A 25,667-nucleotide genomic window follows, 5' to 3' on the forward strand; every position below is an offset into this window, starting at 1 on the left:
CATATGTTTTAATGTCCGTCATTTCATAAAAGACAGATTCGATGCACTAGAAATTTTTACTGTTCGCTCTTTCAATAAACTCATAAAAATTATTCAAGGGATTTAACACCCGTTTCTTGTTAAAGTAATAACCTCGTTGATAAGGTGAAACGAAACAATGTGTATCTTCAACAATTTTGTTAATACTAAAGTGATTTCGAATATGTCTGATGCGGTTAAACATACACGTATCATTTGCGTTGCGAACCGCCTACTTGCCAATCCTATGTATGAGTTATTCTTTGCTTCATTGAAAGCAATTTCTTATCCCCTTTCTTTCCCTTTGTTATTATAAGGAATTGAAAAGACATATGCTTTACTTTTTTTGTTAATGGTGGGCATAATTTATGGTTTCAGAAAAAATATTTGTTCTGGTTTCTAATTTGTATCACTTCTCAAAAGCATACCGACTTTCGGTAATCCCTTCTAAAATGTTTACATTAGAAAACCACCACGCAATAATGCGTAGTGGTTACATAAATACTTCACTTCGACTCCACCCCAAATCGATAAACCGTCCTCGAGTGATACAACTCCTCTGGTTTCAGTTCAATCGATGTGGCGATGTCGGGATGATTCGGTGCGTCCGGAAACGCTTGCGCTTCTAAACAAATCGCACTATGCTTCTGCCGTCCCTTAAGCGTGACCGGTGTCTCTTCACTGAGGAAGTTCGCCGTATAGACGACCATGACCGGTTGATTCGTCTCGACGTCCATGACGCGTCCGCTGACCGAATCGTGCAACCGGGTCACCCCGTCCTTCAAGATGAATGGGTGATCCAGTCCCCCAGCCTTCACAATCGCCTCGTCCTCCGACGAAATTGCCTCACCAACTTGCTTCCCGTCACGGAAGTCGAACGGTGTCGTTTCTACTTCAAGCAACTCACCCGTCGGCAGCGACTCGTCATCGAGCTTCGCGACGCGGTCGGCCGGTAGCGTCAATACGTGATCGTGAATCGTCGGTCGTCCGCCGAGATTGAAATAGTTGTGATGATTCAAGTTGACCCACGTCCGTTCGTCCGTCTGGGCCGTCATCGTGACGACGAGTTCGTTGTCGTCCGTCAACTCATAGACGACTTTGAACGTGACGTTGCCGGGATACCCTTCTTCCCCGTCCGGACTGAGATAAGTGAACGTGATCGCCTGCCCCTCGGCGTCCATGTCCCAATGCCGGAACGTAATGCCGTCGTCACCGCCATGGATATGATGCGGAGCCTCGCTTGGGGTCAAGGCCATGCCATCAATCTCCGCATTGCGGATCCGTCCGGCGATTCGTCCGACGACGGAACCGAGATATACCGGGTTCTCGAGGTATTGCTCGGGATTGCCATATTTCAAAATGACGGAGTCCATATTCCCGTCACGGTCCGGTGCCGTCAACTCGGTCATGGCACATCCGTATGAAATGGCAGACAAGCGCATGCCGTTCTTGTTTTCAATCGTTGCTTCTCTCAACTGGCTCACCTACTTCGATTCGTTTACCTGTTCATTCCCGTAGTCGTCGTCCCGTACTCCACTTTATCGACGTGACTCAAAAACGCGTTCATGAATGCGGTGAAACGTTCCTGTCCTTCCACCGTCTGTTTGAACACGCCCGCGTCCTCGAGCCCTTTGACGAACTTGTCGACGACGGCCTGGTCGACGATTGTCTTCGCGTCGCCCGGCTTCGCCTTCAGTTCTTCCGCCCAAGCGCGGTGCATGTCTGCCACTTCGACGTCTTCACCGGCCACATAGCGGACGACTTGTTCGAGTTCGGTCTTCAGTCGGGCCGGCAACACGGCGAGTCCCATCACTTCGATCAAGCCGATATTCTCGCGCTTGATGTGGTGGACGTCGGCGTGCGGATGGAAGATGCCGTCCGGATGCTCATCGCTCGTCCGGTTGTTGCGAAGGACGAGGTCGAGCTCATAACGTCCGTCGCGCCGGCGCGCAATCGGCGTCACCGTATTGTGACGGGTCTCACCCGAATACGGGACGATGTCACCGTCGGCATACTCGCGCCAATGTCCGAGCAACTGATTCGCCAACATGACGAGCTGCTCTTTCTGACGTGAGCGGAGCCGCACGACCGAGAGCGGCCAATAGAGCGTCTCGATCTCGACTTGGTCGTAACGGTCCGAGCGATACGTCGAGACGACTTTGGCATCGTCCATCGCAAACCGGTAGCGGCCGGCCTGGTAATGGTCGTGCGTCAAAATCGATCCACCAACGATCGGCAAGTCCGCATTCGACCCAGCGAAGTAATGCGGGAACTGTGACACGAAGTCGAGCAGACGCTCGAACGCGCCCCGGTCGATGACCATGTCCCGCACTTCATTCGATAACAAAATCGAGTGCTCATTGTAGTAGAGATAGGGCGAGTATTGGAACGACCATGCCTGTCCGCCGAGTGTGAGCGGGATGATACGATGGTTGGCCCGGGCTGGATGTTTCAAGTGGCCGCCGTAGCCCTCGTTTTCAATCGCGAGCAACCCTTTCGGATAGTTCGTCTCCGGCGTCGGTTGTAGGCGGGCCCGTGCAATCTCGCGCGGGTCCTTCTCCGGCTTCGACAGGTTGATCGTGATATCGAGCGTGCCGTAGCGGGTCGGTGCCTTGTACGTGATGTTGTTGGCAATCCGTTTCGTCTGGATATAGTTCGACGCCTGACTCATCTTATAGAAGAAATCCGTCGCCGCTTCAACATCGGCAGCTCGAAGCGCGTTGAACGTGCGCGTCACCTCGGACGGTTTCGAGACGAACACGTCCATGACCTCGGCCATGAACCGGTCCTTCTCTTCGAGCAAATCGTCGACGAGCCCGCGTTCGACCGCGTGTTCTGTCAATGTCTCGAGCAGATTCGGGATCGAGTCGTGCGGGACGAACGTCGGTTTCGTGAAATCAAGCTGATTGATTCGGGCGAGGACACGGTTCCGTGAATAAATGCGGTCCTGTTCCGTAATCAGTTCCTCCCGAATCGCCGCCTCGACGAGCGCTTCAATCGTTGATTCGATCATCGTCTCACCCCTTCGACATGTTTATAGCCTTCCGGATGATGCTCGTGCCAATTCCAGGCGTCGGCGAGAATGACATCGACCGTCGACCGTTCCGGCACCCAGCCGAGTACTTGTTTCGCCTTGTCCGGTGACGCGATCAGCATCGCCGGGTCGCCGGCACGGCGTACACCCATCTGCACCGGGATGGCATGTCCCGTCACGCGGCGGGCCGCCTCGATGATTTCGAGCACCGATAGCCCCGTCTCCGTTCCGAGATTGAACACGTCGCTCGCACCGCCCTGTTTCAAATAATCGAGCGCGCGTACGTGGGCGTCGACGAGGTCTTGCACGTGGATGTAATCGCGGATACATGTCCCGTCCGGCGTCTCATAATCGTCGCCGAACACGGTGATCGCGTCACGCTTCCCGTTCGCCACTTCGAGCACGAGCGGGATCAGGTGCGTCTCCGGCATATGGTCCTCACCGATTTCACCGGTCGGGTCGGCACCGGCGACGTTGAAGTAACGGAGCGCGACGAACCGGATACCGAAGGCGCGGTCGCACCATTTCATCATCGTCTCCATCGCGAGCTTCGTCGCCCCGTACGTGTTCGTCGGGTTCGTCGCGGCCGTCTCGCAGATCGGCATCTCGTCCTGGTCGCCATATGTCGCGGCCGTAGAGGAGAAGACGATTCGGGTCACGCCGTTTTTGCGCATCGTCTCGAGCAACACTTGTGTCCCGAAGACATTGTTGTCGTAATACTTCAACGGCTCATCCATCGACTCGCCGACGAGCGAGTTGGCCGCGAAATGGAGTACCTCGGTGATCGATTCGTTCGCGAACGTCCGATCCATGAAGGCACGGTCGCGAATATCCCCGTCATAGAAACGGACCTGTTTCGGCACCGACTCGATATGGCCGGTCTGAAGGTTGTCGATCACGATGACGTCTTCCCCGCGCGCAAGCAAGGCGCGGACTGCATGGGAGCCGATATAACCGGCCCCTCCGACGACGAGTACACTCATTTCACTTCCTCCTCTACGAGTTCGCGCGCGCCGTCCCCGACGGACGCGATATAAAATGTCGGCGCGTAGCCAATCTCTGCTTCATATACGGTCGACACGGTCTGCATGACTGCTTCCGTAGCCGTCTTTTCGACGATGGCGATAGCGCAGCCACCGAAGCCGGCGCCGGTCATCCGGCTGCCGATGACGCCGTCACAACTTTGCGTCGCGGCGACGAGCGTGTCGAGCTCGTGGCCCGTCACTTCGTAATCATCTTTCAGTGACGCGTGTGAGTCGTTCATCAGTTGACCGAACGCATCGAGCCGTCCGTCTTCTAGGGCGATGAAGGCGAGCTTCGTCCGCTCGTTCTCCGAAATGGCATGACGTGCCCGCTTGCGGAGCGTCTCCGGGAGCTCGTCCGCCACCGTCTCGAACGTCTCGACCGATAATTGCCCGAGCGAGGCGACGTCGAAATGTTGCTGCAACAGGCCGAGCGCCGTGTCGCACTCGGTGCGACGTTCGTTATATTTCGAGTCGGCCAGTTCACGGCGTTTGTTCGTGTTCATAATCAAGATGTCATAACCGTCGAGCTTGATCGGCGCGTAGTCGTGATGGAGCGTGTCGCAATCGAGCAGGATGGCGTGGTCCGCTTTCCCCATGCCGATCGCGAACTGGTCCATGATGCCACTGTTGACGCCGATGAAGTCGTTCTCGACGCGTTGTCCGAGATGGACGAGGTCAATCCGATCGAGACCGAGTCCGTATACCTCATTAATCATAAGCGCCGTCACGAGTTCGAGCGAGGCCGACGATGACAAGCCGGCACCGTTCGGGATATTGCCGGCGAGGAGGAAATCGAATCCTCCGACCGTGTGCCCGTCCGCGCGTAGGAGCGCGACGACACCTTTGACGTAGTTCGCCCAGTCATGCTGCGCGTCATACGTCCCATCCGTCACCGGGAACGAGATGATGCCGACGTCCTCGAAGTTGAGCGAGTAGACGCGAATCAGTTCATCTTCACGCTTCCGGACGAGCCCGTACGTGCCGAACGTGATGGCACATGGGAAGACGTGGCCTCCGTTGTAATCGGTGTGTTCGCCGATCAAGTTGATGCGGCCCGGTGCGAAGAAGCTTCGCTCGGGGTTTGCCGAGAACACGGTCTCGAACTGTTCGTTCAGGTGTGCTGAATCAATTGAAAGCATACGACTCCATCCCTTTCTTTGCTCATGCCGGGCGGATGACCAGGCAATACGCGTCATAGTCCTGTTGTTGTGTGAGTGTGAGGCCTTGTTCCATCAAATAGCGTCCGCTCACGCGTCGGTCGTCGTAGACGTAGACGCGCTCCGGGTCGAGCCCGGCGAGTTTGATACGCAATCGATTCTTGCCGTAATGACGGCGGTCGGCGTTGACGAGGACGACATAGTCCTCCCCGTCTGTGTAACCCATCGCATGCACCCCGTCCATCTTGAGCGAGGCAAGGCGATAGCTCGTACCGTGCTGAACGAGCGGGCGGATCGACTTGTACGTCTCGATCCATTGTGCCGCCTCAACAAGCTCGTCCTGGCTCCATTCGAGCAGGTTGCCGCCGATGCCGAGCGTGCCTTGCATCGCGCTGACGAACCTAAACTTGAGCGGGAGCGAGCGGCCGTTCAGCCAGTTCGGTGCGTCCGTCACCCAGCAGCTCATCATCTTGGAATTATAGGCGTACGAGAAGCCTTCCTGAATCTCGAGCCGGTCGAGCGCATCGGTATTGTCGCTCGTCCAGACTTGTTCGACGCGCATGAGCACACCGAGGTCGATCCGTCCCCCACCGCCGGCGCATGACTCGAAAGCGACGTCCGGATGTTTGGCCCGGAGCGTATCGAGAATGCGATAGACGGCTTCCGTGTGGCGGAGCCACAGCTCTTTCGCGTCGCGTAATTGCGGGCTGTCCGGCTCCGAGAAGGCGCGGTTCATGTCCCACTTGATATAGCGGATCGCATGCTTCGACAGCAGCTCGTCCAATAGACCGGTCACGTGCGCCTCGACTTCTGGGAGCGCCAAGTTCAACACGAACTGGTTGCGCGACGTCGTCGATGGGCGTCCGCCCGTCTGGTAAATCCAATCGGGATGCGCCCGGTACAAATCCGAATCCGGGTTAACCATCTCCGGTTCGACCCAGAGGCCGAACTGGAGGCCTTTGCCCTCGACGTAACGGATGAGCGGTTCGAGCCCGTTCGGGAACTTCGTCGTGTTGACGTGCCAATCCCCGAGACCGGCCGCGTCCGAGTTCCGTTCGCCGAACCAGCCGTCGTCGACGACGAACAGCTCGCAGCCGATCGCGGCTGCCTCATCGACGAGCCGTTTCTGACCGTCCTCGCTGACGTCGAAATACGTCGCCTCCCATGAGTTATACAGCACAGGTCGGAGCGTCTCGCGCGTCCGTTCCGGCATGATGACGTCGCGCTCGAAATCATGCGCGTTCCGGCTCATGCCGCCGAATCCCTGTTGCGTGTAGCCGATATAGCCGGTCGGTGTCGTGAACGACTCACCCGCTTCGAGTCTCTTCGCGAAGTCGAACGGGTTGAGTCCGCCTGTCACTTGCGTGAAGCCGAACTGGTCGCGTTCGAAGTGGATCGCCCAGTTGCCGGAGTGACCGAGGAAGCCGTAAATAACCTCACCGTTTTCTTCCGTCGCCGACTGGTCGAGCGCGAACCACGGATTGCTTTGGTGGCTCGTCAAACCGCGGCGGCTCTCGATCGTTTTTTTACCTGGGAGCAAGTCGCCTTGCTGGAGCTGGAACTCGCTCGTCCACGCCCCACTGAAATGACTGAGGCGAAGCTTGCGTTCCGTCAAGCCGAGGCTGAACGACTGTGCGCTCTCGAGCGTCACCGTCTCGCCTGTCTGAATCGTCATCTTGCGTTCGATGATGTCGTACGCTGCATACACCTTGAAGTGGAGCGTCACCGTCAACTGTTGGATCGAATCGACCAAGTCGATTTCGAGCGTGTCGCCATCGATGCGGGCATCCTGGAACGTGAAGGCATGTAGCCGTTCACTTTCGGTGCGGCTCTTCAACGTCGGTTCCGTATAGACGAGGTCACCGAACGAGGCGAATTCGTACGCGGCGACGCCTTCTGGTGTCTCAAATGACGAATGCAAAATGCGTGCGTCCGGCAGCTCGGCATAATCGGCTTCAAGGAGCCGGCCACCGAGATATTGATGGACGAGTCGTCCGCGGGCGTCGACGTCGAACACGTAGGCGAGGTTTGTCCCTTCAATCACGAAGCGGTTTTCAAAGCGGTAAATCATGCCTCCACCTCCTGCTTCAAGATGACGACATCGAGCGGCTTGAGCTCGAGCTTGCCTGATACTGCTTCCCCCTCGAGCGTTTGCCAGTCGCCTAACACGTCGACCGTCGACGTCACGTCCGTCGAATGGTTCATGTAGAAGCGAATGACGTATCCATCGCCGTGGCGGTCGACTTTCTCGACATCGTCCGGGAGGCGGTTGGCATCGATACCGGCGCGTGTGAGCGCCTCGTTGTAAATCACATCGAGCATCGCATCGTCGACCGATGAGCCGATATACGTCACGTCGCCCTTGTACGTGTGGCGTGTGACGGCGGCCGTCCCTTTGTAGAACGCCTGCTCATACGTCGCGAGCACGTCGGCATCCTTCGGCGTGATCAAATCGCACCAGATGTTCGCCTCGGACACATAGTCACCGAGTCTGACTTGGTTCGACTGGACCGCTTGTAAGCTCTCGTACTCATCGATCTCGATGCCGGCGTATTTCGCGAACTTGCCTGGGAGCGTATCGAAGTGACAGCGGTTGATTGGGTCTTTGACGCCCGTCCGGTACGTGAAGATGACGTGGCCGCCGTTCTCGATATAGTCGATGAGTGACGCATCGAACGTGTCATTTCCGAGGAAATAGAGCGGCACGACGACGAGTTTATAGCGGTCGAGTGCGTCGCCTGGGAAGACGATATCCGTGTTGACACCTTGGCGGACGGCCGCCCCGTAAAAGCGGACGAACTCTTGCTTGAAGTTGAACGCGTCCGAGTGCGGCTGATGCGTCCACGCCCATAGGTTCTCTTGGTCGAAGTAGACGGCGACGTCGGCCTTATATTCAGCCGCGTTGATTATATCGCCATGCGTCGAGAGCTCTTTCATGACGCCTTGCACTTCATCGAACTTCCGTTTCGGCTTGCCGTCGTGATCGATGATGCCGTGGCAGAACTCCTCGGTCCCGAAATGAGCGGCCCGGAAGCGGAAATAAACGATGGCTTCGGCGCCGCGGGCGACGGCCTGATGCGTCCACAGACGGATGTGGCCCGGTCGCGGCAAGTAGCCGATCCGGCTCCAGCCTTGCGCACCACTGAGCTGCTCCATCACCCAGAAGCCTTTGCCTTGTTTCGATGAGCGGCACAAGTCATGGTCGTGTGCCGTCTTCTCGAAACGGTTCGGCTCCGGCAGACCGCCCCAGACCGGATAATTGTCGAACGAGACGTAATCGAGGTCTTGGGCCATCTGTTGCTGGTTGATCGCCATGTCGCTATAGACGAGGTTGTGCGTGATGAACGCGTCGTCATGGATGAGCGGCCGGAGCGTGTCGACTTGGAGCTTGTTGAACAAACGGTATGCGTCCGAGCAGAAGCGGTCGAAGTCGACGAGGAGCGACGGGTTGTGCTCTTGGAACACGGTACGAGGGACCGGAATCTGACTCCATGCCGAGTATGTATGGCTCCAGAAGACGGTCCCCCAGGCCGCGTTCAACGCGTCGAGCGTCTCATAGCGGTCTTGTAGCCAGGCTTGGAACGCGACTTGGTCGACGTCGCCGTACGAGCGGTCCGATTTCTCGTGGCCGTACTCGTTGTCGGTCTGCCAGCCGATGACGGCCGGATGCTTCCCGTAACGTTCCGCCATCTTGCGCGTGATACGCTCGCAATACTCGCGGTATACTGGACTGTTGACCGTATAGTGGCGGCGGGCGCCGAAACTGATGCGGACCCCGTCCGCCGTCACCGGCAAGATGTCCGGATATTTCTCGATCAACCAGGCCGGTGGCGTCGCCGTCGGCGTGCCGAGGATGACGTCGAAGTCTTTGCCGAACGTGTCGACGACCTCGTCCCAAAACGAGAAATCGAACTCGCCGTCGGCCGGCTCCATCATCGTCCACGCGAACTCCGCCATGCGGATCACATTGACACCAAGCTCTTTCATCAAGCGGACGTCCTCATCCCATAGGGCGCGGTCCGTCTGTTCTGGATAATAATCTACACCTACATACATTTGATTCACCTCAATCGATTATTTGACCGCTCCCGAAGTCATGCCTTTCTGTAAGAAGCGTTGGAAGAAGATATAGAACACCATCGTCGGCAAGCTGATCAACACGAGCGAGGCGTATAGTTTACCTGGGTCACCACCGAGCGCTTCCGTGAAGAACGTCGGGGCCATCGTCACCGTCTGATAGGTAGGGTCCGTCATGAACGTGAGGACCATCAAATACTCGTTCCACGAGTTGAGGAACGCATAAATCGTCGCCGTCGCGAGCGCCGGCTTGGCGAGCGGCATCATGATCTTATAGAAGATTTGGAACGTCGTCGCCCCGTCGATATGGGCTGCTTCCATCAGTTCGTTCGGCAGCTCGTCGAAGTAGCTCTTGATGAGCATGAGCCCGAACGGGAGGAAGAACGCCACCTCGGCTCCGATCAATCCCCAGTAGCTGTTCAAGCCGTCAAGGTTGCGCAACGTGAAGAAGAGCGGGACGATGAGCGACGCGACCGGCAACATGAGCCCGGCCAAGACGAGGTTGAACAACAATCGCTTCCCTGCGAACTCGAGCTTCGAGAAGCCGAACGCCGCGAAGGCGAGAAACGAGATTGAGATGATGATCATGAAGAACGCGACGATGAAACTGTTGAAGACGAACTGAGGGAAGTTCGGGTTCTGTAACGTCGCGATATAGTTACTGAAGCCGTTGACCCGTAAACTCTCTTTGAACATGACGAAGATCGGGAACAACCAAATGACCGCCATGAGCGACAAGCCGAGATTGGTGAGCCATCTTCCTTTTTTCGTTTGGATTTCCATGGGTATCCCTCCTCAGTCCATTTTCTTCTGTACGCGTGTCTGGAAGTACGTGATGCTGAGCGCGATGATGAGCAAAATGATGGCGACGGCACTGGCGTAGCCGACTTCTTGGTGCAACATCGATTTACGGAACAGGTACGTCGAGATGACCTCGGTCGAGTTACCTGGTCCGCCTTGCGTCGAGATCCAGACGATATCGAACGTCTTCAGTCCGCCGATGACCCCGAGGATCGTCAGCGTGAACGTCGTCCCTTTCAAGTTCGGGAACACGACGCTCCAGAGCGTGCGCCAGAAGCCGGCGCCATCGATATTGGCTGCCTCGAACACTTCACGCTCGATGGCGAGCATCGCCATGTAGTACATGATCATCGACGAGCCCGTCCATTGGAAGATGTTGATCAAGATGATGGCGTACAAGGCGACATCCTGGTCGCCGAGCCAGTTCTGTTCGAACGCACCGAGACCGACCATCCGGAGAAATTCGTTGATGTAGCCGAACTGGAAGTCGAAGATTTGCGAGAACGCGGCACCGAGGACGACCGGGCTCAACACGACCGGGAAGAAGAACACCGACTTGAAGAACGTGCGGCCGACGCCTTTCGTGTGGAGTAGATACGCCAAGACGAGCCCAAGACCGGCTTGAATCGTCACGGTCAAGACGGTGAAAATGCCCGTGTTTTTGAGCGCGTTATAAAATTCCGGGTCGCTGAACATGCGGCCGAAGTTCTCAAAGCCGATGTACGTCTTCTCGAACGAGATGCCGTCCCACGAGAACAGCGAGTGATAGGCGTTATAGAAGATGCCGTAATAGATGAAGGCGATGACGAACAGGACGGTCGGAGCGACGAACGCCCAGCCGATCAAGTTCTTCTTCAGCTGCGCTTTCTTCTTCGTCGAATCCGGTTGTTTCGGCGGGACCGCCGACAGCTTCGGCTGTTCTTCCGGTAACTCGGTTGCGTGTTGCATAAGGTTCCCTCACTTTCCTATCAAAAAATCGAGCGCCAGTCAGGCTGGCCACTGGCGCTCGTTCGATTATTTACCTTGATCGGCGATGGCTTGAATGCGTGCGAGCGCTTCTTTCGCGTCTTGACCGCCGGCGATGTTTTGAAGCTCTTTGCCGAGCGTGTCGTATACTTTCGGGTCACGGATGCCGCGGCCCGCGACGGCGTTCTTCACCGTCTCGTTCAAGATCTTGTACGACTCGCGTTCCACGTCAGACGTGAACTTGTCCTCGTACGCGACTTCGATGTCCTTGACGGCCGGAGCCATCTCGAACTTCTCCATGTAGAGCGCTTGGCCTTCGCCTTGCGTCATGTAGGCGATGAAGGCGGCAGCGCCGTCTTGTTGTTTCGACTCTTTGTTGACGCCGAGCGCCATGTCGATCGAGGCGATGACCGGTTGTTCGGTGCCGCCCGCGAGGTTCGGGAGCGGGACGAAACCGATCTCGTCTTCGAAGTTGTTCCACTTGTCACGCTTCTCGACCGTCGTCATCGAGTGGGCTTCCCATGAGCCGATGACCCACATCGCCGCTTTCTTGTCGAAGAAGTTGTTCATGCCGTCCATGTATGTCGCGAGACCCAAAGCGCCTTCTTGGAACACTTTGTCTTCGAACAGTTGTTGCCAAAGTTCAGCCGTCTCGACCATCTCTTTGTCCGTCCACTTCGCTTCACCCTCAAGTACTTTTTGGATGTACCCTGGTGCGACTTGGTGGCTCAAGACGTTGAAGACGTCCGTGCCGACCCAGGCGTCTTTCGCGCCGAGCTGCATCGGGATGACCTTGTCGCCCGAGGCGTTGATCTTGTCGATCGCCGCGATCGTCTCGTCATACGTCTTCGGCGGCGTCACGCCGTATTTGTCGAGCATCGTCTTGTTGTACATGAGGTACGCCTGGCCTGTGAACCCGACCGGTACCGCCATCTGTTCGCCGTCGACCGTCGTCTGTTCGACGCCGAGCTCGATCAACTTCTCTTTCCAACCCGCGCCGGCCGCTTTGTCCATGTAGTCTTTCGCCGGGACAAGGCGGTCCTTGTATTGCGGAATCATCGGTTCCTTGAGGCCGATGACATCTGGGCCGTCGCCGCCAAGCATGGCGACTTGGAGTTGTTGTTCATAGTCCTCGAGACGTTTGAACTTGACGACGTAGTCGTCTTGCGACTCGTTGAACGCCTTGGCCATGGCTTCCCCGACTTCTGGTTGTGGCGCCCAGCCCCACCAGTTGATGACCGGCTTGCCGTCTTCCGTCGTCGCGGCCGCCTCTTCCTTGCCGCCGCAAGCGGCGAGTAGTGATGACAAGACGAGTACCGATGATGCGAGTGCGATTGTCGTTTTCTTCATGTTCATTCTCCTTTAAATGTTATGCGACCAGCTTGAGGCAAAGCTCCCGAATCAAGTGGTCTGGCATCGGTTGATCCCCGAGCCGGGTGAGTGTGTACGCGATCAGTTCCAAATCAAACTGCCAATGGTCGTCTATGTACGATCCGACGACGTACAGGTCGGCCCCGAACGGCAGCGCGTCCTGTTGCTTCAACCGCCAGAGAAGCATCTCGAACAGTCCGTCGAAGTCGTTCGTGCGGGCCTCGTTCAAGTCTGAGACGCGGAATAGCCGAATGTCGCGGGCCTCTTCGTCGTAGAGCCGGAAGATGCCATCCCGCCGTGAGCGGGTGACGACGACACCGTCCGCTTTTGAGAACGCTTCCAATTCATTGAAAGAAGAACCGTCCCGTGTGAACAGCCGTGTCGCCCCGTAGCGGCCGAATATATCGTGAAACTTGTCTTTCAGCAATGGTGTCTCTATGTCCATGTCTACCCCTCCACTTTCCCGTTTGAGAGTGTCACCCCTTACTTAGTAAATTAAATTTATTATCTAACTACAAACAGACTATAGCATATCTTTTTTAGACTTGTAAACGGTTTCATATAAAATATTTTTCGACACAAAAAAATCGCCCTCGAGGTGAGAGCGATTGAATCATTGGATCTCGCCGAACAGTTGGTTCGTGATCAAGGCGGCCGCACCGAGCGCACCGTGGTTCGCATTCCACGGGACGACGCGGATGTCCGTCTGGCGGGCATCCATCGTCAGCGCCGTCTGGGCGACCCGCTCCTGGATGTTGGCGACGACGTTCGGCGCGTAGTTGAACAGCGGTCCCCCGAGCAGAATCCGGTTTGGATTGAGTAGGTGGATCATATTGAGCGTCGCGATGCCGATATACTCCCCGGCCCGCTCGTACAGCTGCTGGATGTCGGCGTTCGTCCCGACGGAATCACGCAAGTCGCTCAAGTCGAGCTCGTGGTTCAGCTGTCGCGCCTCGTTCAAGATGGCCCGTTCCCCGGCGACCGCCTCCAAGCAGCCGCGGTTGCCGCACGAGCAGATCGGCCCGTCGAGCATGATCCGCATATGCCCAATCTCACCGGCGATATGGTGTTCCCCGTCGATTAGTTCGCCGCCGTGGACGTAGGCGCCCCCGATGCCGTAGCCGGCGTAGACGTAAAAGAACTCATCGATACCGATTGCCTCACCGAAATAGAGTTCGCCTAAGGCGAGCGTCCGCACGTCGTTCTCGACGAAGACGTTCTGGTTCAGACGCTGTTCGAGTTCTTGTTTGAGTGGGATGTCATGCAAGTGGAAGCGCGGCGCGAACAGGACGATCCCGTTCCCCGCCTCGACCATCCCGTGGACGGACACGCCGAGCCCGATGACGTCGCCTTGGGCCTTGCCGGCCAGTTCTATGTAGAGCGTCACGATGGCCTCGATGAACTCCTCGTTCGTATCGAACCGCTCGTCATGCCATGCCTCGCCTAACATCTCCCCATGGATGTTCGTGACGACGCCGTGCAGACGCCGCTGCGTCGCGTCGATACCGATGACGAAACGGTTACTCGCCGCGAGTTCGAGCATGATCGGCCGCCGCCCCCCGCTCGAGACGCCGAGTTCGCGCTCGTTGATCAACCCTTCTTCTTTCAGTTCATTGACGATGTTCGAGATCGTCGGCTTCGTCAAACTCGTCGCCTTGGCGAGCTCGACCCGGGACACCGGCTGAAGGAGCCGGATGAGCCGGAGGATGAGCGAGCGGTTATACGTCCGCATCCATTTCGAGTTCCGTGGTGTCGTCTTCCCCATAACTGTTCCACCCATTTCTTTGCTTTTTTCTTAGTATAGCATGTCGGGGAAACCGGTCATGGGTTGGCTGAAAAAATCTGATTAATTGATCCTTTAGCGTTGTCCAAAAAGAATGGAATGATCAACCTTGTCCGGCTGATCATTCCACGAACTTCTCCGGTTAATACTACACGGACCCTATCACGCTTTATGCCTACCCTCACAAAGAAGGAAACGCTAATTCCCCCCGTCTAACCATTGGCCTTATCACACATAAGCCCGGGGATATCTCCGATAACATAGGGCGTAAGGTGACAGAGGCGTGAGACAACGGCGGAACAACGACTGAAAAGGGGGAATAGCGTTTATACTCGGTCTAACCTAGGAACTACACAGAGCGCTCGGAAGAGAATCGACGATGAAAACAATTGACGAACAAATCCATGAGTGGGAGCCGATGATCCATTACGTCGTCCGACACTTGAACATCCACCCGAACGAGCAAGAAGACTGCGCCCAAATCGCACGCATTGCTTTGTGGGAAGCGTTGAATCGGGGGTGCACGTTATCAAAGACGTACTGCTTCCAACGAGTCCGCGGGGCCATCTTGAATCATCAACAAAAGAATGCTCGCCACTTGAAACATGAAGTCGCAGCCGAACGGATTCCAGAACAATGTATGACGTCCGAGCGCCATCTGTTCGACTGGCTTGACGAACAACGAGTGAAACTGTCACCACGCCACTTCGAACTTCTCTGTCACCTGATTGATGGGACCGAACAGACGCTGACCTATTCCGCGAGCCGATTGCGGGCTTACAAGGCAGACGTTCAACGTGAACTGAGAGAAGACATCTATTCGAAGGAGTGAAGAACATGGAGTGCATGACAATCGAAGAGGCCATCTCCATTTATTTAGAGGATGTGGAGTTCAGACAACGTAAATCGCAAGACACCGTGAAAACATATCGGAATACCTTACGTCGATTTGAGAACATGATGGACGAGGCGAACGTGACCTTATTAAAAGACGTGGACGAAACCGCCCACGCCTATGCGTATCGAGATGAACTCGTTGACTGTGAGCGAGCGTTCAATACGATTAAGAAATATGTAAGTGTGCTCAAAACATTCATGGCTTATTCGGTCGAGAAAGGATGGATTACACGCAATCCGTTCGCACAGGTCAACGTGTCTGGCGCAGAGGCAAGACGACAGTCCATTATCCTGAGCCGTGAACAGCTGCATCAAATCTTATATCATGCCGACAACGCGACCCTATATAACATTTATATGATTGGTTGCGATGCAGGTTTTCGAATCAGCGAGACGCTAAATTTAACGATTGAAGATGTCGCGTTTGATACGAATGAGCTTGTCATCCGGCATGGGAAGGGCAACAAGATGCGGGAAGTACCGATGAGTGATCGTTTGCGTGACGCATTGCTTCGTTACATTCAATGCGAGCGGCCAAAGACTGATGCAGAGTCTCCTTATTTGTTTATCATGCCGCGTGGTACGAAAGTCCGTGCGAACTACGTGAACGAGTATTTGCAGAAAGTGTCGAACGAACAGCTCGGCTTTGGCATCACGAGCCATATCCTTCGACATAGCTTTGCGACGGAGCTGCATAACGCAGGCGTCAACATCACCAAAATCAGTCGCTTGCTCGGTCACACCTCGACGGAGACTACCGAATTATATCTGCACATTTCGAAAGAACAAAAGCATGAGACGATTGAAGTGCTGAACAAGATGAACAGACAGATTTATCAAAGTAATAAGAAGCATAAGTAGTATTGAAAAAGAGAAGGCGACGTCCGGAAACAATCCGGACGTCGCCTTCTCTTTATTCAATGAGCAATTGATGAACGCTAACTGATCACGACAGAACATGTACTAATAAATTCTATTTTTGTTCCAATCAATTGTTGACCTAACCTCCGATTTATTCCATTCTACGATACAGAGCAGACGTGTACAAACAAATTCATCAGATTGATTCAACAAGGCAGGACGACTGTATGGATGTATCTGACGTTGAAACGGCAAGGATATACCCGTAGAATCAGTACATTTCGACAGTATGTCACAAGGCTGAAAAGAACCGTTCCACACGAAATAAGCATCAATCGACGAATAATCCAAAAAGTTCATTGCGAGAACGCGCTTTCCAACAAACCACTTCTCCAGAAGATATTGGACATCCATCCTTTATTGAAGGAATTGAACGAGCTAGTCCGTTCATTTAATATTTACTCGGTTTCTATATTAAATCTACAAATGAACTTTTGGACTATAAACAATGTACTCACTTCACATAAAAATTATACAATCATTTTTCCTTTACTGGCATTTTTTAATGATCTCTTAAAGTATTTATTATTAAGAAATTTTAGTAACGGTTTCTCAATAAAATACGTAATAAATGTGGCTAAAAAAATTGAGATAATTAATGGTATGACAAGAAAAAATTCATTACTCATATTATTGGAATTTAGAAAGTTCAAAATTACATAACCTATGTTTTGATGAATTACGTATAAACTGTAAGAAATTGTCCCTAAATAAACTAAGGGCTTAAATCGCAAAAATGTTAACTTGTTATTTATTAACAGCACAAAAATGAGTACAAATGAAATTGTAAACAAGTTATTGACTGTAGAGAAAAAAATTATTTCATAAAAAATACAAATTAAAAAAATCACATAATGATTAAAATCAGTTTTTAACGAGCTACGAAATGCATAAAATATAATTCCGAGGATAAACAAATGGCTATAGTTGGAAATTAAAAGATGTTCAAGAATCTTCACAACTATGCCATCCGAATAAAATGATAATACTTTTGTGAATATCGAGGCCGTTAACCAAATATATGAAAGCATCAAATATTTGTTTGACAATCCTAAAAATATTACAAATCCTACTAATAAATAGAATGTTAATTCAATTTGTAGACTCCAATACGCTCCATCTACGTGAGGTATTCCAATAAAGCCTTGAAACATAGTTAAGTTCGCTAACGCTTCAATATTTGATACCTCTCTGCCTGGTAATCCGAATATTTTAATAATCAGAAAAGTTATCACGACAGCTATTACATAAGCAGGATATAACCGAAAAGCCCTTTTTAGTATAAAATCTTTCAAAGTAGGAATATATTGCACTGTCATGAATATAACAAAACCACTAATAATAAAAAACAATTGAACTCCGTAGTGACCATAGGCTAGTTCAAATGAAAGTTTATTTTCATAACCATAAAGTTCATTATATCTAGTGGTATAGTGAAAAATTACTACAGCTAAAGCAGCTAAGCCCCTTAATGCATCTAACTCTAGTAATCTATCCTCTGAATTCATTAATTTATCCCCTTACTAACCTAATTTATTAAAAATAGTTATTTCAAAATTTGTTTATAAAATAGTATTTTTTTATAATCATGAATTCCTTCAGTAATGAATAAAAAGGTTAAATATTTCGATCGTATTTATTGTTTCTATTCTTAACAAATAAAGTGCCTGCTATTACAGGTATTAATAAAAAGATAGTTGAGTAAGTAGAGAAAAATCTCGAAGATTGAACAATAAATAAAAGATTTAAATATGGTAAAAAATAAAATAAATTTATAAAATCTTTATTTATTGACAACTTAGGAATAGTATATATTTGATAGAAAAATATTAAAGAAACTACCAACCCTAAAAATCCCCAAGTGAAATAAATTTGTTGAATAGCATTGTGTATAGACATGTCAATTCCAGCTTTTGTACTGTAGTTTTGAAGACCGGATCCTAGAAAAATCCACGTTGGATGATCTGATAATACTTGGTTATAATCAGAAAAAATTTCAGATCTACCAGTAGTGAAATCGCCTTCTAAAAAGCGGTTACTTAAGTTATTTATTAGTTTTTTAGGTAGTTGATTTATTATCAAAAATAAGCCTATACCTATACCCAATAATCCAAAAATACTTTTAATTGTTTTATTCTTTTGATGTAAGTAATAAATAAGGGTAAATGAAAAAATTAAAATCAGTGAAAAATAATAAGTTTTAGATAGTGTTAAAAATCCAATACCTATAAACCAAAAACATAAAGCTACTTTTAAATTATTTTTTAGTTTCTCGTCATTTATAATTAATAAAATCAATAAAGTTATTGCTATAGAACATACCATTCCCAGAGTGTTAGGATTCATGTGAATAGTATTAATTGTCTCAAAGACAGCAAAATCTGTTGGACCTAACCTTTTTCTAAAATTAATAAATTCTTGAAAAGTATAAAAGTTAAAAGTTTGTATCAATATACTAAAAGTTCCTAGAAATGCTCCACATAAAAATGAAATAACAGTTAACTTTGGACGCTCCATAAACGAAGGGTTATTCAACAACACAACAACTAAAGTCAGTACAGCAAAAAAAGAAAAATATTCAATCAAATTAAAATATCCGTATTGAAAACTCAATCCTTCTATAAAAATCAAAATAATTGTTGGTATTATCCAAGTGCCTAACTGGATTTTTTGTTGAAATCTTATAATAATACTAATCCATATAACAAATGCTATAGTAGAAAATGCCATATTCATATTAGGAACAATTAAAAAGCTAACTAAAGCCGTAACTTGATTGATTGGAACCATTAGCGAGGCTCCAAATAGTAAAATGAGAAAAATCCCATTATTTATTTGAATACCAAACAAGTCTCTAACTAGGATAAAGAGAGCATATAAGATAAAAAAAGTAATTAGCAATTTTTTATCATTTAAGTTTGATTTCATGACTTCTCACTTTCTAAATTTATATTTTTTCATTTTTTTCATCCATAATATCAAGTCATCAAATTCATTAACTTTTAATAACAACATACATGTAAAATAAATTAACGACGATAAAATTACAGATAATATTAGTCCCACATCTGAATCTAAGAAGTTTGAAACAATTTTTGCAGTTAAACCGGTTATGATTGAAGCTATTATACTTTTTGAAAAGATTTTTATTATTTTTAAGTTATACAAATTTTGCATTTTGTTTTTATAATGAGTCAGTAAAAGAAAAAGAGTAATCCAAGAAGACAAAGATGTCGCTAAAGGAATTCCTATAAGACCTAAATAATTAAAAAGAATAATATTTAAAACTGCATTTAAAATTAATCCGTATATCCCATTTACAGCTGGTGTCTTAGTATCTTGCAAAGCATAATAACCACGTGAAATGATCAGACGGAGTGAGACTGCTAAAACACCGATGCTATAGAATTGTAGTGCTACAGATGTTACGGCCTGATCCTCAGTACTAAACTCCCCTCTACCGTATATAAAACTTATAATTTCATGGGATAAGAAAATTAATCCAAAAGTAGCGGGAGTAACTAAAAGAAGAACCCATATAAACGCATCGTTCATTTTAGATTTAAAAAGTTCGAAATTCTTACTGCTAGCTGCTTTAACAACAGCAGGATATAAAATAGTGATTAAAGAAAATACAAAAATACCGTATACTAATCCATTCAATTTGTTTGCATAATTTAATATAGAAACTCCACCATCTACACGAGAAGCTAATGTTCGATCTATCAACAAATTAATTTCATTAACACCAACTCCTAAAATAACAGGTAAGGAAAGAAGATATATACTTCTTATTTCTTGGCTTCTGAAATTTGTATCCAATGTTTTTTTTAATCCCATTTTTTTTGAGTTTATGTTTAAAAAGATGGTTTGCATCATCATACCGAAAAGAGTTCCTAAAGGCAGAATAAAAGGATTATTGTACAGGGCGCTTATAATAGTTGATCCAATTACAATAAAATTTAATAAGACCCCATTAAACGCAGGAAAAATATACTTATTGTTGTATTGCAAAAATACAGAATAAACATTTACTGTAACCATTGTAATAGTTCCAAATATCATTATTCTTGTAAAGTTTACAGCAAAATCATAAGATTCTCCTGAAAAGCCAGATGCTAAAATTTTTATTATTTGGGGAGTAAATACCCAAGTAAAAATAATGAAAAAAATACATACTACAATAGACACATTTATAACATTATTAGTTAGTTTAAACGCGCTTTCTTTGCCACTTTTCTTTTCTACATCTGAATATATTGGAATATAGCTTGTAGAAATAGCTTTTCCAATGAAAGCATAAAACATCATTGGAATGGTTAAAGCAATATAGTATGCATCACTTATACTTGACGCCCCGTAAAAAAAAGATATAACAACTTCTCTAATGAAACCGGTTAGTTGAGAAAAAAAAGAAATTAGTATTAATATTACACTTAATTTTTTCATTTTAAATTTGCCCTATTTCACTTTTATTAATATATGATTTTTTCTCTTATCAAGATTCTTTTCAATTGGAATCATTATACTTTTTTCAAGAGCCTTATCTGAATATGTTTCGATGTCACTTATAACTTTAGCAGGGTTTCCAGCAACTAATGATCCTGAAGGTATATTAGTTGTCACGACAGATCCGGCTCCTACAACACAATTGTCTCCTATTGTTACACCAGGTAAGATAATAGAGTTAACTCCAATCATACAGTTATCTCCAATTGTAATAGCTCCCATCTTTTCAATCTTAAAATTACCTTGCACTCTAGGAATTTTTCTAAAATTCAATGCTGTCTCGATCGAAGCGTCATGTGTAACAAACTTTACTCCTGAAGTAATTGTACAATTGTCTCCTATTTTCACCAAATATGGTTCTGAACCAAAGTTAGAGATACTGGTTAAGATACGAGTATTTTTACCTATTGCGATATTTTTTTTAATGAAAATATAATTTTTTATTTTTTTTACTATGAGCATTACCAAGCTAATTCCTCCTTAATTTAGTATTTCCACTTGTTTTTTCAACCAACTTTCATAAGAAAATTGATTTGCTCTTTTTAAAGATTGATTTCTATAGAATGAATTTATTTGCTGATCTGTTAATAATTTATTTATTACTTCAGCTGTACTTTTATGCTCATCATGTATTTCGTTAGCTCGATAATCTTCTTTTTCGCTAAATTTAGGCACTAAGCACCCAAATTCTCCATACAGTGGTTCTGTAACTTTTTTACCTAATGATAGCGAGGGTTCTAGAATTTCTCGTGGACCCGAAGGACAATCCGTAGCTACTATAGGAAGACTGCATGCCATTGCTTCAACCATCGCATTTGGGAAACCCTCAAACACGGAACTTAAAACATATGTATCGGCAACATTAAAATATTTATATGGATTTTTCTTATATCCTAAAAACATTACTGAATCTTCAAGTTTTAGTTCTGTGGTTAACAAATCACTCTTGAGTTTTTCACCATTATAGTCTTCACCTAAAATTAATAACACTGCTTTATCATTGATTTTTTTTAGTTCATAGAATGATTTAAGTAAATGCCAGTAACCTTTTTCATGTCTAAAAGTTCCTGCACTAATAATTACTTTTTTATTTTGTATGAAGTCAGAAACCTCTTGTTCTATATTTTCTTCACTTTTCTTTAGAATGTTTGCAATATCATAGCCATTATAACTAGTAATAATCTTATCTTTGGAAATGTTATAATGGTAACTTATATTGTATGAAATCAGTTCCGAAACACTCACGATTTTATTTGATTTATTGGCAATAAATTTAGAAACGGGCTTAGTTATAAATTTTTCTGTGAAATTCTTTCCTGTTTTGACTCTCTTAAATCCTCGAATAGATGTGATTTTTTTGTCATTACCAAACGACAGAATATTAATTATATTGGCAGTATCGCCAAAACTATATGTTATATCAGTCTGATATGTCCTTTTAAATTTTGAATACCTATACACTCTAAGGACCACATTTATGATTTTTGAAAACCATGTGCTATTTATTTGCGGTGGCACGTTAAGAGAAATAATTTCGCAATCCAAATCATAGCTAATTCTTGAATCGTCAAAAACTACCACTTTGATATTATAGTCATTTTTTAAAAGACTAGATAATCTTGATACTACTCTTTCGGCTCCCCCCCTATACATTTGAGGAATTAGAAGTACTAGATTTTTTTTCATTCACAAATTCTCCTTATACCATTCAATAGCTTCCAAAATCCCCTGCTCAAAACTATACTCTGGTTCATAATCCATTTCTTTTTGTGCTTTAGAAATGTCTGCATTACTATGCTTAATATCCCCGGCTCTCTCCGGTAAATAGATTGGATCTATTTTTTTATCAAGCGATTCCGTTAACATGTGATAAACATCAATTAAATATTCTTGGCCACCAAACGCTATATTGTAGGCATTTCCTGCAAATTCACTTGACGTTTGGCAAGCTTTTAAATTGGCTTCGATGACATTCTCGATGTAAGTGAAGTCACGACTTTGCTTCCCATCTCCATTTATAGAAGGCGCTTCGTCATTCAACAATTGCTTTAAAAATTTCGGGATTACAGCCGCATAGGCACCTTCCGGATTTTGACGACGTCCAAACACATTGAAGTACCTCAACCCGTAAGTGTCTAAACCATATAGATTGCTGTAGAGGCGTGCATACTCCTCATCTACCTTTTTCGTTAAGGCATACGGAGAAAGAACTTTCCCTTCTCTTCCTTCGACTTTTGGTAGAGTTGGCTCATCACCATATACAGATGAACTTGACGCATAGACAAATTTCTTCACGTTATTTTGCCTCGCAGCCTCGAGCATATTTAACGTACCTTTAATATTAATATCTTCATACAATAAAGGCATTTCAATACTTCGAGGGACACTTCCCCAAGCAGCTTGATGAAGGACAAAGTCTACTCCTTCGCAAGCTTTAAGACATGTATCTAAGTCGCGAATGTCGCCTTCCATAAACTCATAGTTCTGATGATGTAAAAACATGTCGACATGTTCTCGATTTCCTGTAGATAGGTTATCGAGACATCTCACCCGGTACCCCTTATTCAAAATAGCTTCACAAAGGTTAGAGCCGATAAAACCGGCTCCACCTGTGACTAAAAACAATGAATTCTCTTCAAAAATAACGTTTTCGTATCCCATAAATAAACCCCTTACAGTCTCCAGTATTTGTATTGACCAGTTTCATAATCTTTTCGATTTAGCACACCTTTAATATCGAGAAGTACTTTCTTTTCGTTCATCGAATTGAACCAATTTGAAATTTCTTCATGTGACAAGTCCATAAATTCTTTATGGGCCACTGCTAAAATGACTGCATCCATATCTTTCACATCTTCCATTGAGTCGAAGATGATGCCATATTCATGATGAGCTTCTTCAGCGTCTGCTACTGGGTCTGCAATCACAGGAGTAATCCCATACTCTTTTAATTCTTCTACAATGTCGATCACACGTGTGTTACGTGTATCCGGACAATCTTCTTTAAATGTAAATCCTAAAATCGCTACTTTTGCTCCTGCTACAGGAATATTTGATTTAATTAAACTTTTCACGAGATTCTCGACCACATATTTACCCATATCGTCATTGATACGACGACCAGATAAAATAATTTGAGAACGGTATCCTAATTGCTCAGCCTTGTAAGTGAGATAGTAAGGATCTACGCCAATACAATGTCCTCCCACGAGACCTGGAGAAAAGTTTAGGAAGTTCCATTTTGTTCCCGCCGCTTTTAAAACTGCTTTTGTATCGATATCCATTTTGTTAAAAATAATAGACAATTCATTCATGAACGCGATATTAATATCACGTTGAGAATTCTCAATTACTTTAGCTGCTTCAGCCACTTTAATAGACTCGGCTTTATATACACCAGCATCGACTACTAACTCATAGACCTTAGCAATAATATCTAATGATTCTTCATCCATTCCTGAAACCACTTTAATAATCGTTTCAAGTCGGTGTACAGTGTCGCCAGGATTAATACGCTCAGGTGAATACCCTACCTTGAAATCAACCCCGCATTTCAAACCCGATTCTTCTTCTAAAATCGGAACGCAGATGTCTTCAGTCACACCCGGATATACGGTCGATTCATAGACAACGATTGATCCCTTAGTCAAATTTTTCCCAAGTGTACGGCTAGCTCCTTGAATCGGACGAAGGTCAGGAGTGTGGTCTGCATTGACTGGAGTAGGTACTGCGACAATATGGAATTTTGCTTTTTTTAAATCTTCTTCATTTGAAGTGAATTCAACAGTCGTTTGCTTGATTGCTTCATTCCCGACTTCTTTTGTTGGATCGATACCATTTTTGTATAGTTCTACTTTTTCACTGCTAATATCAAACCCGATAACGTTAATTTTTTTTGCAAATGCTACCGCAATTGGCATCCCTACATAGCCCAATCCAATCAATGAAATGTTGGCTTGTTTTGTCACGATTTCTTGATATAAGTTTTCATTCACTACTTGAGTATTCATTGAGTAACCTCCGTAATTTTGTTGAGATATGCCTTTACAATAATGCTTCGATCAAATTCTTCTTCTACTTTATTTCTTGATGCGGACCCCATGCGAACTTTCTCAGCATACGAAGTAGAAATGAATGCTTCCACTTTGTCTACAATGCTGTTTGCAGATTTTGCTTCGAATAAGAACCCGTTCTTATTGTCGTCAATGATTTCTCTGCATCCCGCTATATCGGAGGCTAGTAAGGGTCTACCTGAGGCAGCTGCCTCTAACAAGGCATTGGACATTCCCTCATGATAAGATGGCAAAATAATTGCATGAGCTTTCTCTATCAAAGAAGGAACATCATCCCTCGCACCTAATAATTCCACATTCTTATGTTCGCTCAAATTTGAAATATCAAATCCATCATCAAGAAAACCAGCTAACCGAAATTGTACAGGGACGGCTCGATTTTCAAGGATTTTCGCTGCCGAAAGAAGCTCATTGACTCCTTTTTCCTTCATGACCCTCCCAACGTATAGAATGTCGTATGTATTGGATTCAATAGGATAAGGAGCCGGAACATATTCATTCAAGTTAACTCCTGAGCCAGGCAATACTTCATAGTTCAACTTAAATCCATTATTTAAGAAGAAATCTCTATTTTCTTTATTTTGAAAAAAGACATGGCTCGATTTTTTGAAAGCCAATCTGTACAAAAATAAAACCAATTTGCTTATGAGTTTATTTGAAGAGGCAGCTGATCCGAGGCCAGTAACATTCGGGATAAAAGGAATCTTATGCACTCTCGAAACAATCCCGCCGTAAATATTAGGTTTAATCGTATAAGAGAGAATAACATCCGGTTTCATACGTCTCACAATTTTATGGTATCCATACATTAATTGGATGTCATTCTTCAAATTGATTCCTCTTCGATCTAGAGAAAGCTCTAAATATTCGCATCCCATCTCTTTAAGTAATTCTATCTTCTCTCCGTATGGAGCAACAATACATACTTTATGCCCTTCATTCAGTAGCGACTGGATCACTTCTTTTCTGAAGTTATAGGTGTATGCATGATGATTTGATAATATGAGTATTTGTTTCACCGTTTTCTTCCTCGCC

21 protein-coding genes are annotated in these 25,667 nt (G+C 46.9%); 2 read left to right on the top strand and 19 right to left on the bottom strand.

The window, feature by feature from the left end:
- Positions 1-524 precede the first annotated feature (524 nt).
- The 11 genes from KNP84_RS03515 to KNP84_RS03565 form a co-directional block, all read right to left on the bottom strand.
- The gene (locus KNP84_RS03515; protein ID WP_215114263.1) at positions 525-1,493 is read right to left on the bottom strand and encodes an aldose epimerase family protein; all 969 of its coding nucleotides are present in this window, start codon (positions 1,491-1,493) and stop codon (positions 525-527) included.
- Between the two features lie 23 nt (positions 1,494-1,516).
- Entirely contained in the window at positions 1,517-3,031 is a 1,515-nt protein-coding gene (locus KNP84_RS03520; protein ID WP_215114264.1) for a UDP-glucose--hexose-1-phosphate uridylyltransferase, read from the bottom strand.
- Positions 3,028-4,035, bottom strand: coding sequence for a UDP-glucose 4-epimerase GalE (galE, locus tag KNP84_RS03525; RefSeq protein ID WP_215114265.1), 1,008 nt, complete (start codon positions 4,033-4,035; stop codon positions 3,028-3,030). The genes KNP84_RS03520 and galE overlap by 4 nt, the downstream gene beginning before the upstream one ends.
- Complete coding sequence (locus KNP84_RS03530) at positions 4,032-5,207, bottom strand: galactokinase (RefSeq protein WP_483299374.1); 1,176 nt, start codon at positions 5,205-5,207, stop codon at positions 4,032-4,034. The genes galE and KNP84_RS03530 overlap by 4 nt, the downstream gene beginning before the upstream one ends.
- Positions 5,208-5,238: 31 nt before the next feature.
- Positions 5,239-7,305, bottom strand: coding sequence for an alpha-galactosidase (locus KNP84_RS03535; RefSeq protein ID WP_215114267.1), 2,067 nt, complete (start codon positions 7,303-7,305; stop codon positions 5,239-5,241).
- Complete coding sequence (locus tag KNP84_RS03540) at positions 7,302-9,290, bottom strand: beta-galactosidase (RefSeq protein ID WP_215114268.1); 1,989 nt, start codon at positions 9,288-9,290, stop codon at positions 7,302-7,304. The genes KNP84_RS03535 and KNP84_RS03540 overlap by 4 nt, the downstream gene beginning before the upstream one ends.
- 18 nt (positions 9,291-9,308) lie before the next feature.
- Positions 9,309-10,094 carry a carbohydrate ABC transporter permease gene (locus KNP84_RS03545; RefSeq protein WP_215114269.1) on the bottom strand — a complete coding sequence of 262 codons (786 nt, stop codon included), beginning with the start codon at positions 10,092-10,094 and terminating at the stop codon, positions 9,309-9,311.
- 12 nt (positions 10,095-10,106) lie between these two features.
- Positions 10,107-11,060 (bottom strand): carbohydrate ABC transporter permease, encoded by a 954-nt coding sequence (locus tag KNP84_RS03550; RefSeq protein ID WP_215114270.1) that lies wholly within the window; start codon positions 11,058-11,060, stop codon positions 10,107-10,109.
- A gap of 66 nt (positions 11,061-11,126) precedes the next feature.
- Positions 11,127-12,428, bottom strand: coding sequence for an ABC transporter substrate-binding protein (locus tag KNP84_RS03555; RefSeq protein ID WP_021066290.1), 1,302 nt, complete (start codon positions 12,426-12,428; stop codon positions 11,127-11,129).
- Between the two features lie 19 nt (positions 12,429-12,447).
- Positions 12,448-12,894, bottom strand: a complete 447-nt coding sequence (locus KNP84_RS03560) for a hypothetical protein (protein WP_131472967.1) — start codon at positions 12,892-12,894, stop codon at positions 12,448-12,450.
- 168 nt (positions 12,895-13,062) lie between these two features.
- Positions 13,063-14,214: an ROK family transcriptional regulator gene (locus KNP84_RS03565; RefSeq protein ID WP_215114271.1), complete on the bottom strand. Its 1,152-nt coding sequence runs from the start codon at positions 14,212-14,214 to the stop codon at positions 13,063-13,065.
- Between the two features lie 397 nt (positions 14,215-14,611).
- Here KNP84_RS03565 and KNP84_RS03570 point away from each other — a divergent pair, with 397 nt between their 5' ends.
- Both KNP84_RS03570 and KNP84_RS03575 read left to right on the top strand, forming a co-directional pair.
- Positions 14,612-15,064, top strand: coding sequence for a sigma factor (locus KNP84_RS03570; protein ID WP_215114272.1), 453 nt, complete (start codon positions 14,612-14,614; stop codon positions 15,062-15,064).
- A 5-nt stretch (positions 15,065-15,069) separates the two neighbouring features.
- Complete coding sequence (locus KNP84_RS03575; RefSeq protein WP_215114273.1) at positions 15,070-15,990, top strand: tyrosine-type recombinase/integrase; 921 nt, start codon at positions 15,070-15,072, stop codon at positions 15,988-15,990.
- Between the two features lie 530 nt (positions 15,991-16,520).
- On the opposite strand, the gene KNP84_RS03580 is transcribed toward KNP84_RS03575, so the two are convergent.
- From KNP84_RS03580 to KNP84_RS15340, 8 genes are all read right to left on the bottom strand, one after another.
- Positions 16,521-17,558 (bottom strand): acyltransferase family protein, encoded by a 1,038-nt coding sequence (locus KNP84_RS03580; protein ID WP_215114274.1) that lies wholly within the window; start codon positions 17,556-17,558, stop codon positions 16,521-16,523.
- A 109-nt stretch (positions 17,559-17,667) separates the two neighbouring features.
- Complete coding sequence (locus KNP84_RS03585; RefSeq protein ID WP_215114275.1) at positions 17,668-18,978, bottom strand: hypothetical protein; 1,311 nt, start codon at positions 18,976-18,978, stop codon at positions 17,668-17,670.
- Positions 18,979-18,984: 6 nt separating this feature from the next.
- Positions 18,985-20,499, bottom strand: coding sequence for a murein biosynthesis integral membrane protein MurJ (gene murJ / locus KNP84_RS03590; RefSeq protein WP_215114276.1), 1,515 nt, complete (start codon positions 20,497-20,499; stop codon positions 18,985-18,987).
- Between the two features lie 12 nt (positions 20,500-20,511).
- A complete protein-coding gene (locus KNP84_RS15290; RefSeq protein ID WP_215114393.1) occupies positions 20,512-21,021 on the bottom strand; it encodes an acyltransferase in 510 nt (169 codons plus the stop codon).
- An 18-nt stretch (positions 21,022-21,039) separates the two neighbouring features.
- Positions 21,040-22,245, bottom strand: a complete 1,206-nt coding sequence (locus KNP84_RS03600; RefSeq protein ID WP_215114277.1) for a glycosyltransferase — start codon at positions 22,243-22,245, stop codon at positions 21,040-21,042.
- A complete protein-coding gene (locus KNP84_RS03605; protein ID WP_215114278.1) occupies positions 22,246-23,220 on the bottom strand; it encodes an SDR family oxidoreductase in 975 nt (324 codons plus the stop codon).
- Between the two features lie 11 nt (positions 23,221-23,231).
- The gene (locus KNP84_RS03610) at positions 23,232-24,569 is read right to left on the bottom strand and encodes a nucleotide sugar dehydrogenase (RefSeq protein WP_215114279.1); all 1,338 of its coding nucleotides are present in this window, start codon (positions 24,567-24,569) and stop codon (positions 23,232-23,234) included.
- Complete coding sequence (locus KNP84_RS15340; protein WP_215114280.1) at positions 24,566-25,651, bottom strand: glycosyltransferase family 4 protein; 1,086 nt, start codon at positions 25,649-25,651, stop codon at positions 24,566-24,568. The genes KNP84_RS03610 and KNP84_RS15340 overlap by 4 nt, the downstream gene beginning before the upstream one ends.
- Positions 25,652-25,667: the final 16 nt, after the last annotated feature.

It is taken from the genome of Exiguobacterium sp. s70, assembly GCF_018618315.1.
GTDB classification, from domain to species: domain Bacteria; phylum Bacillota; class Bacilli; order Exiguobacteriales; family Exiguobacteriaceae; genus Exiguobacterium; species Exiguobacterium chiriqhucha.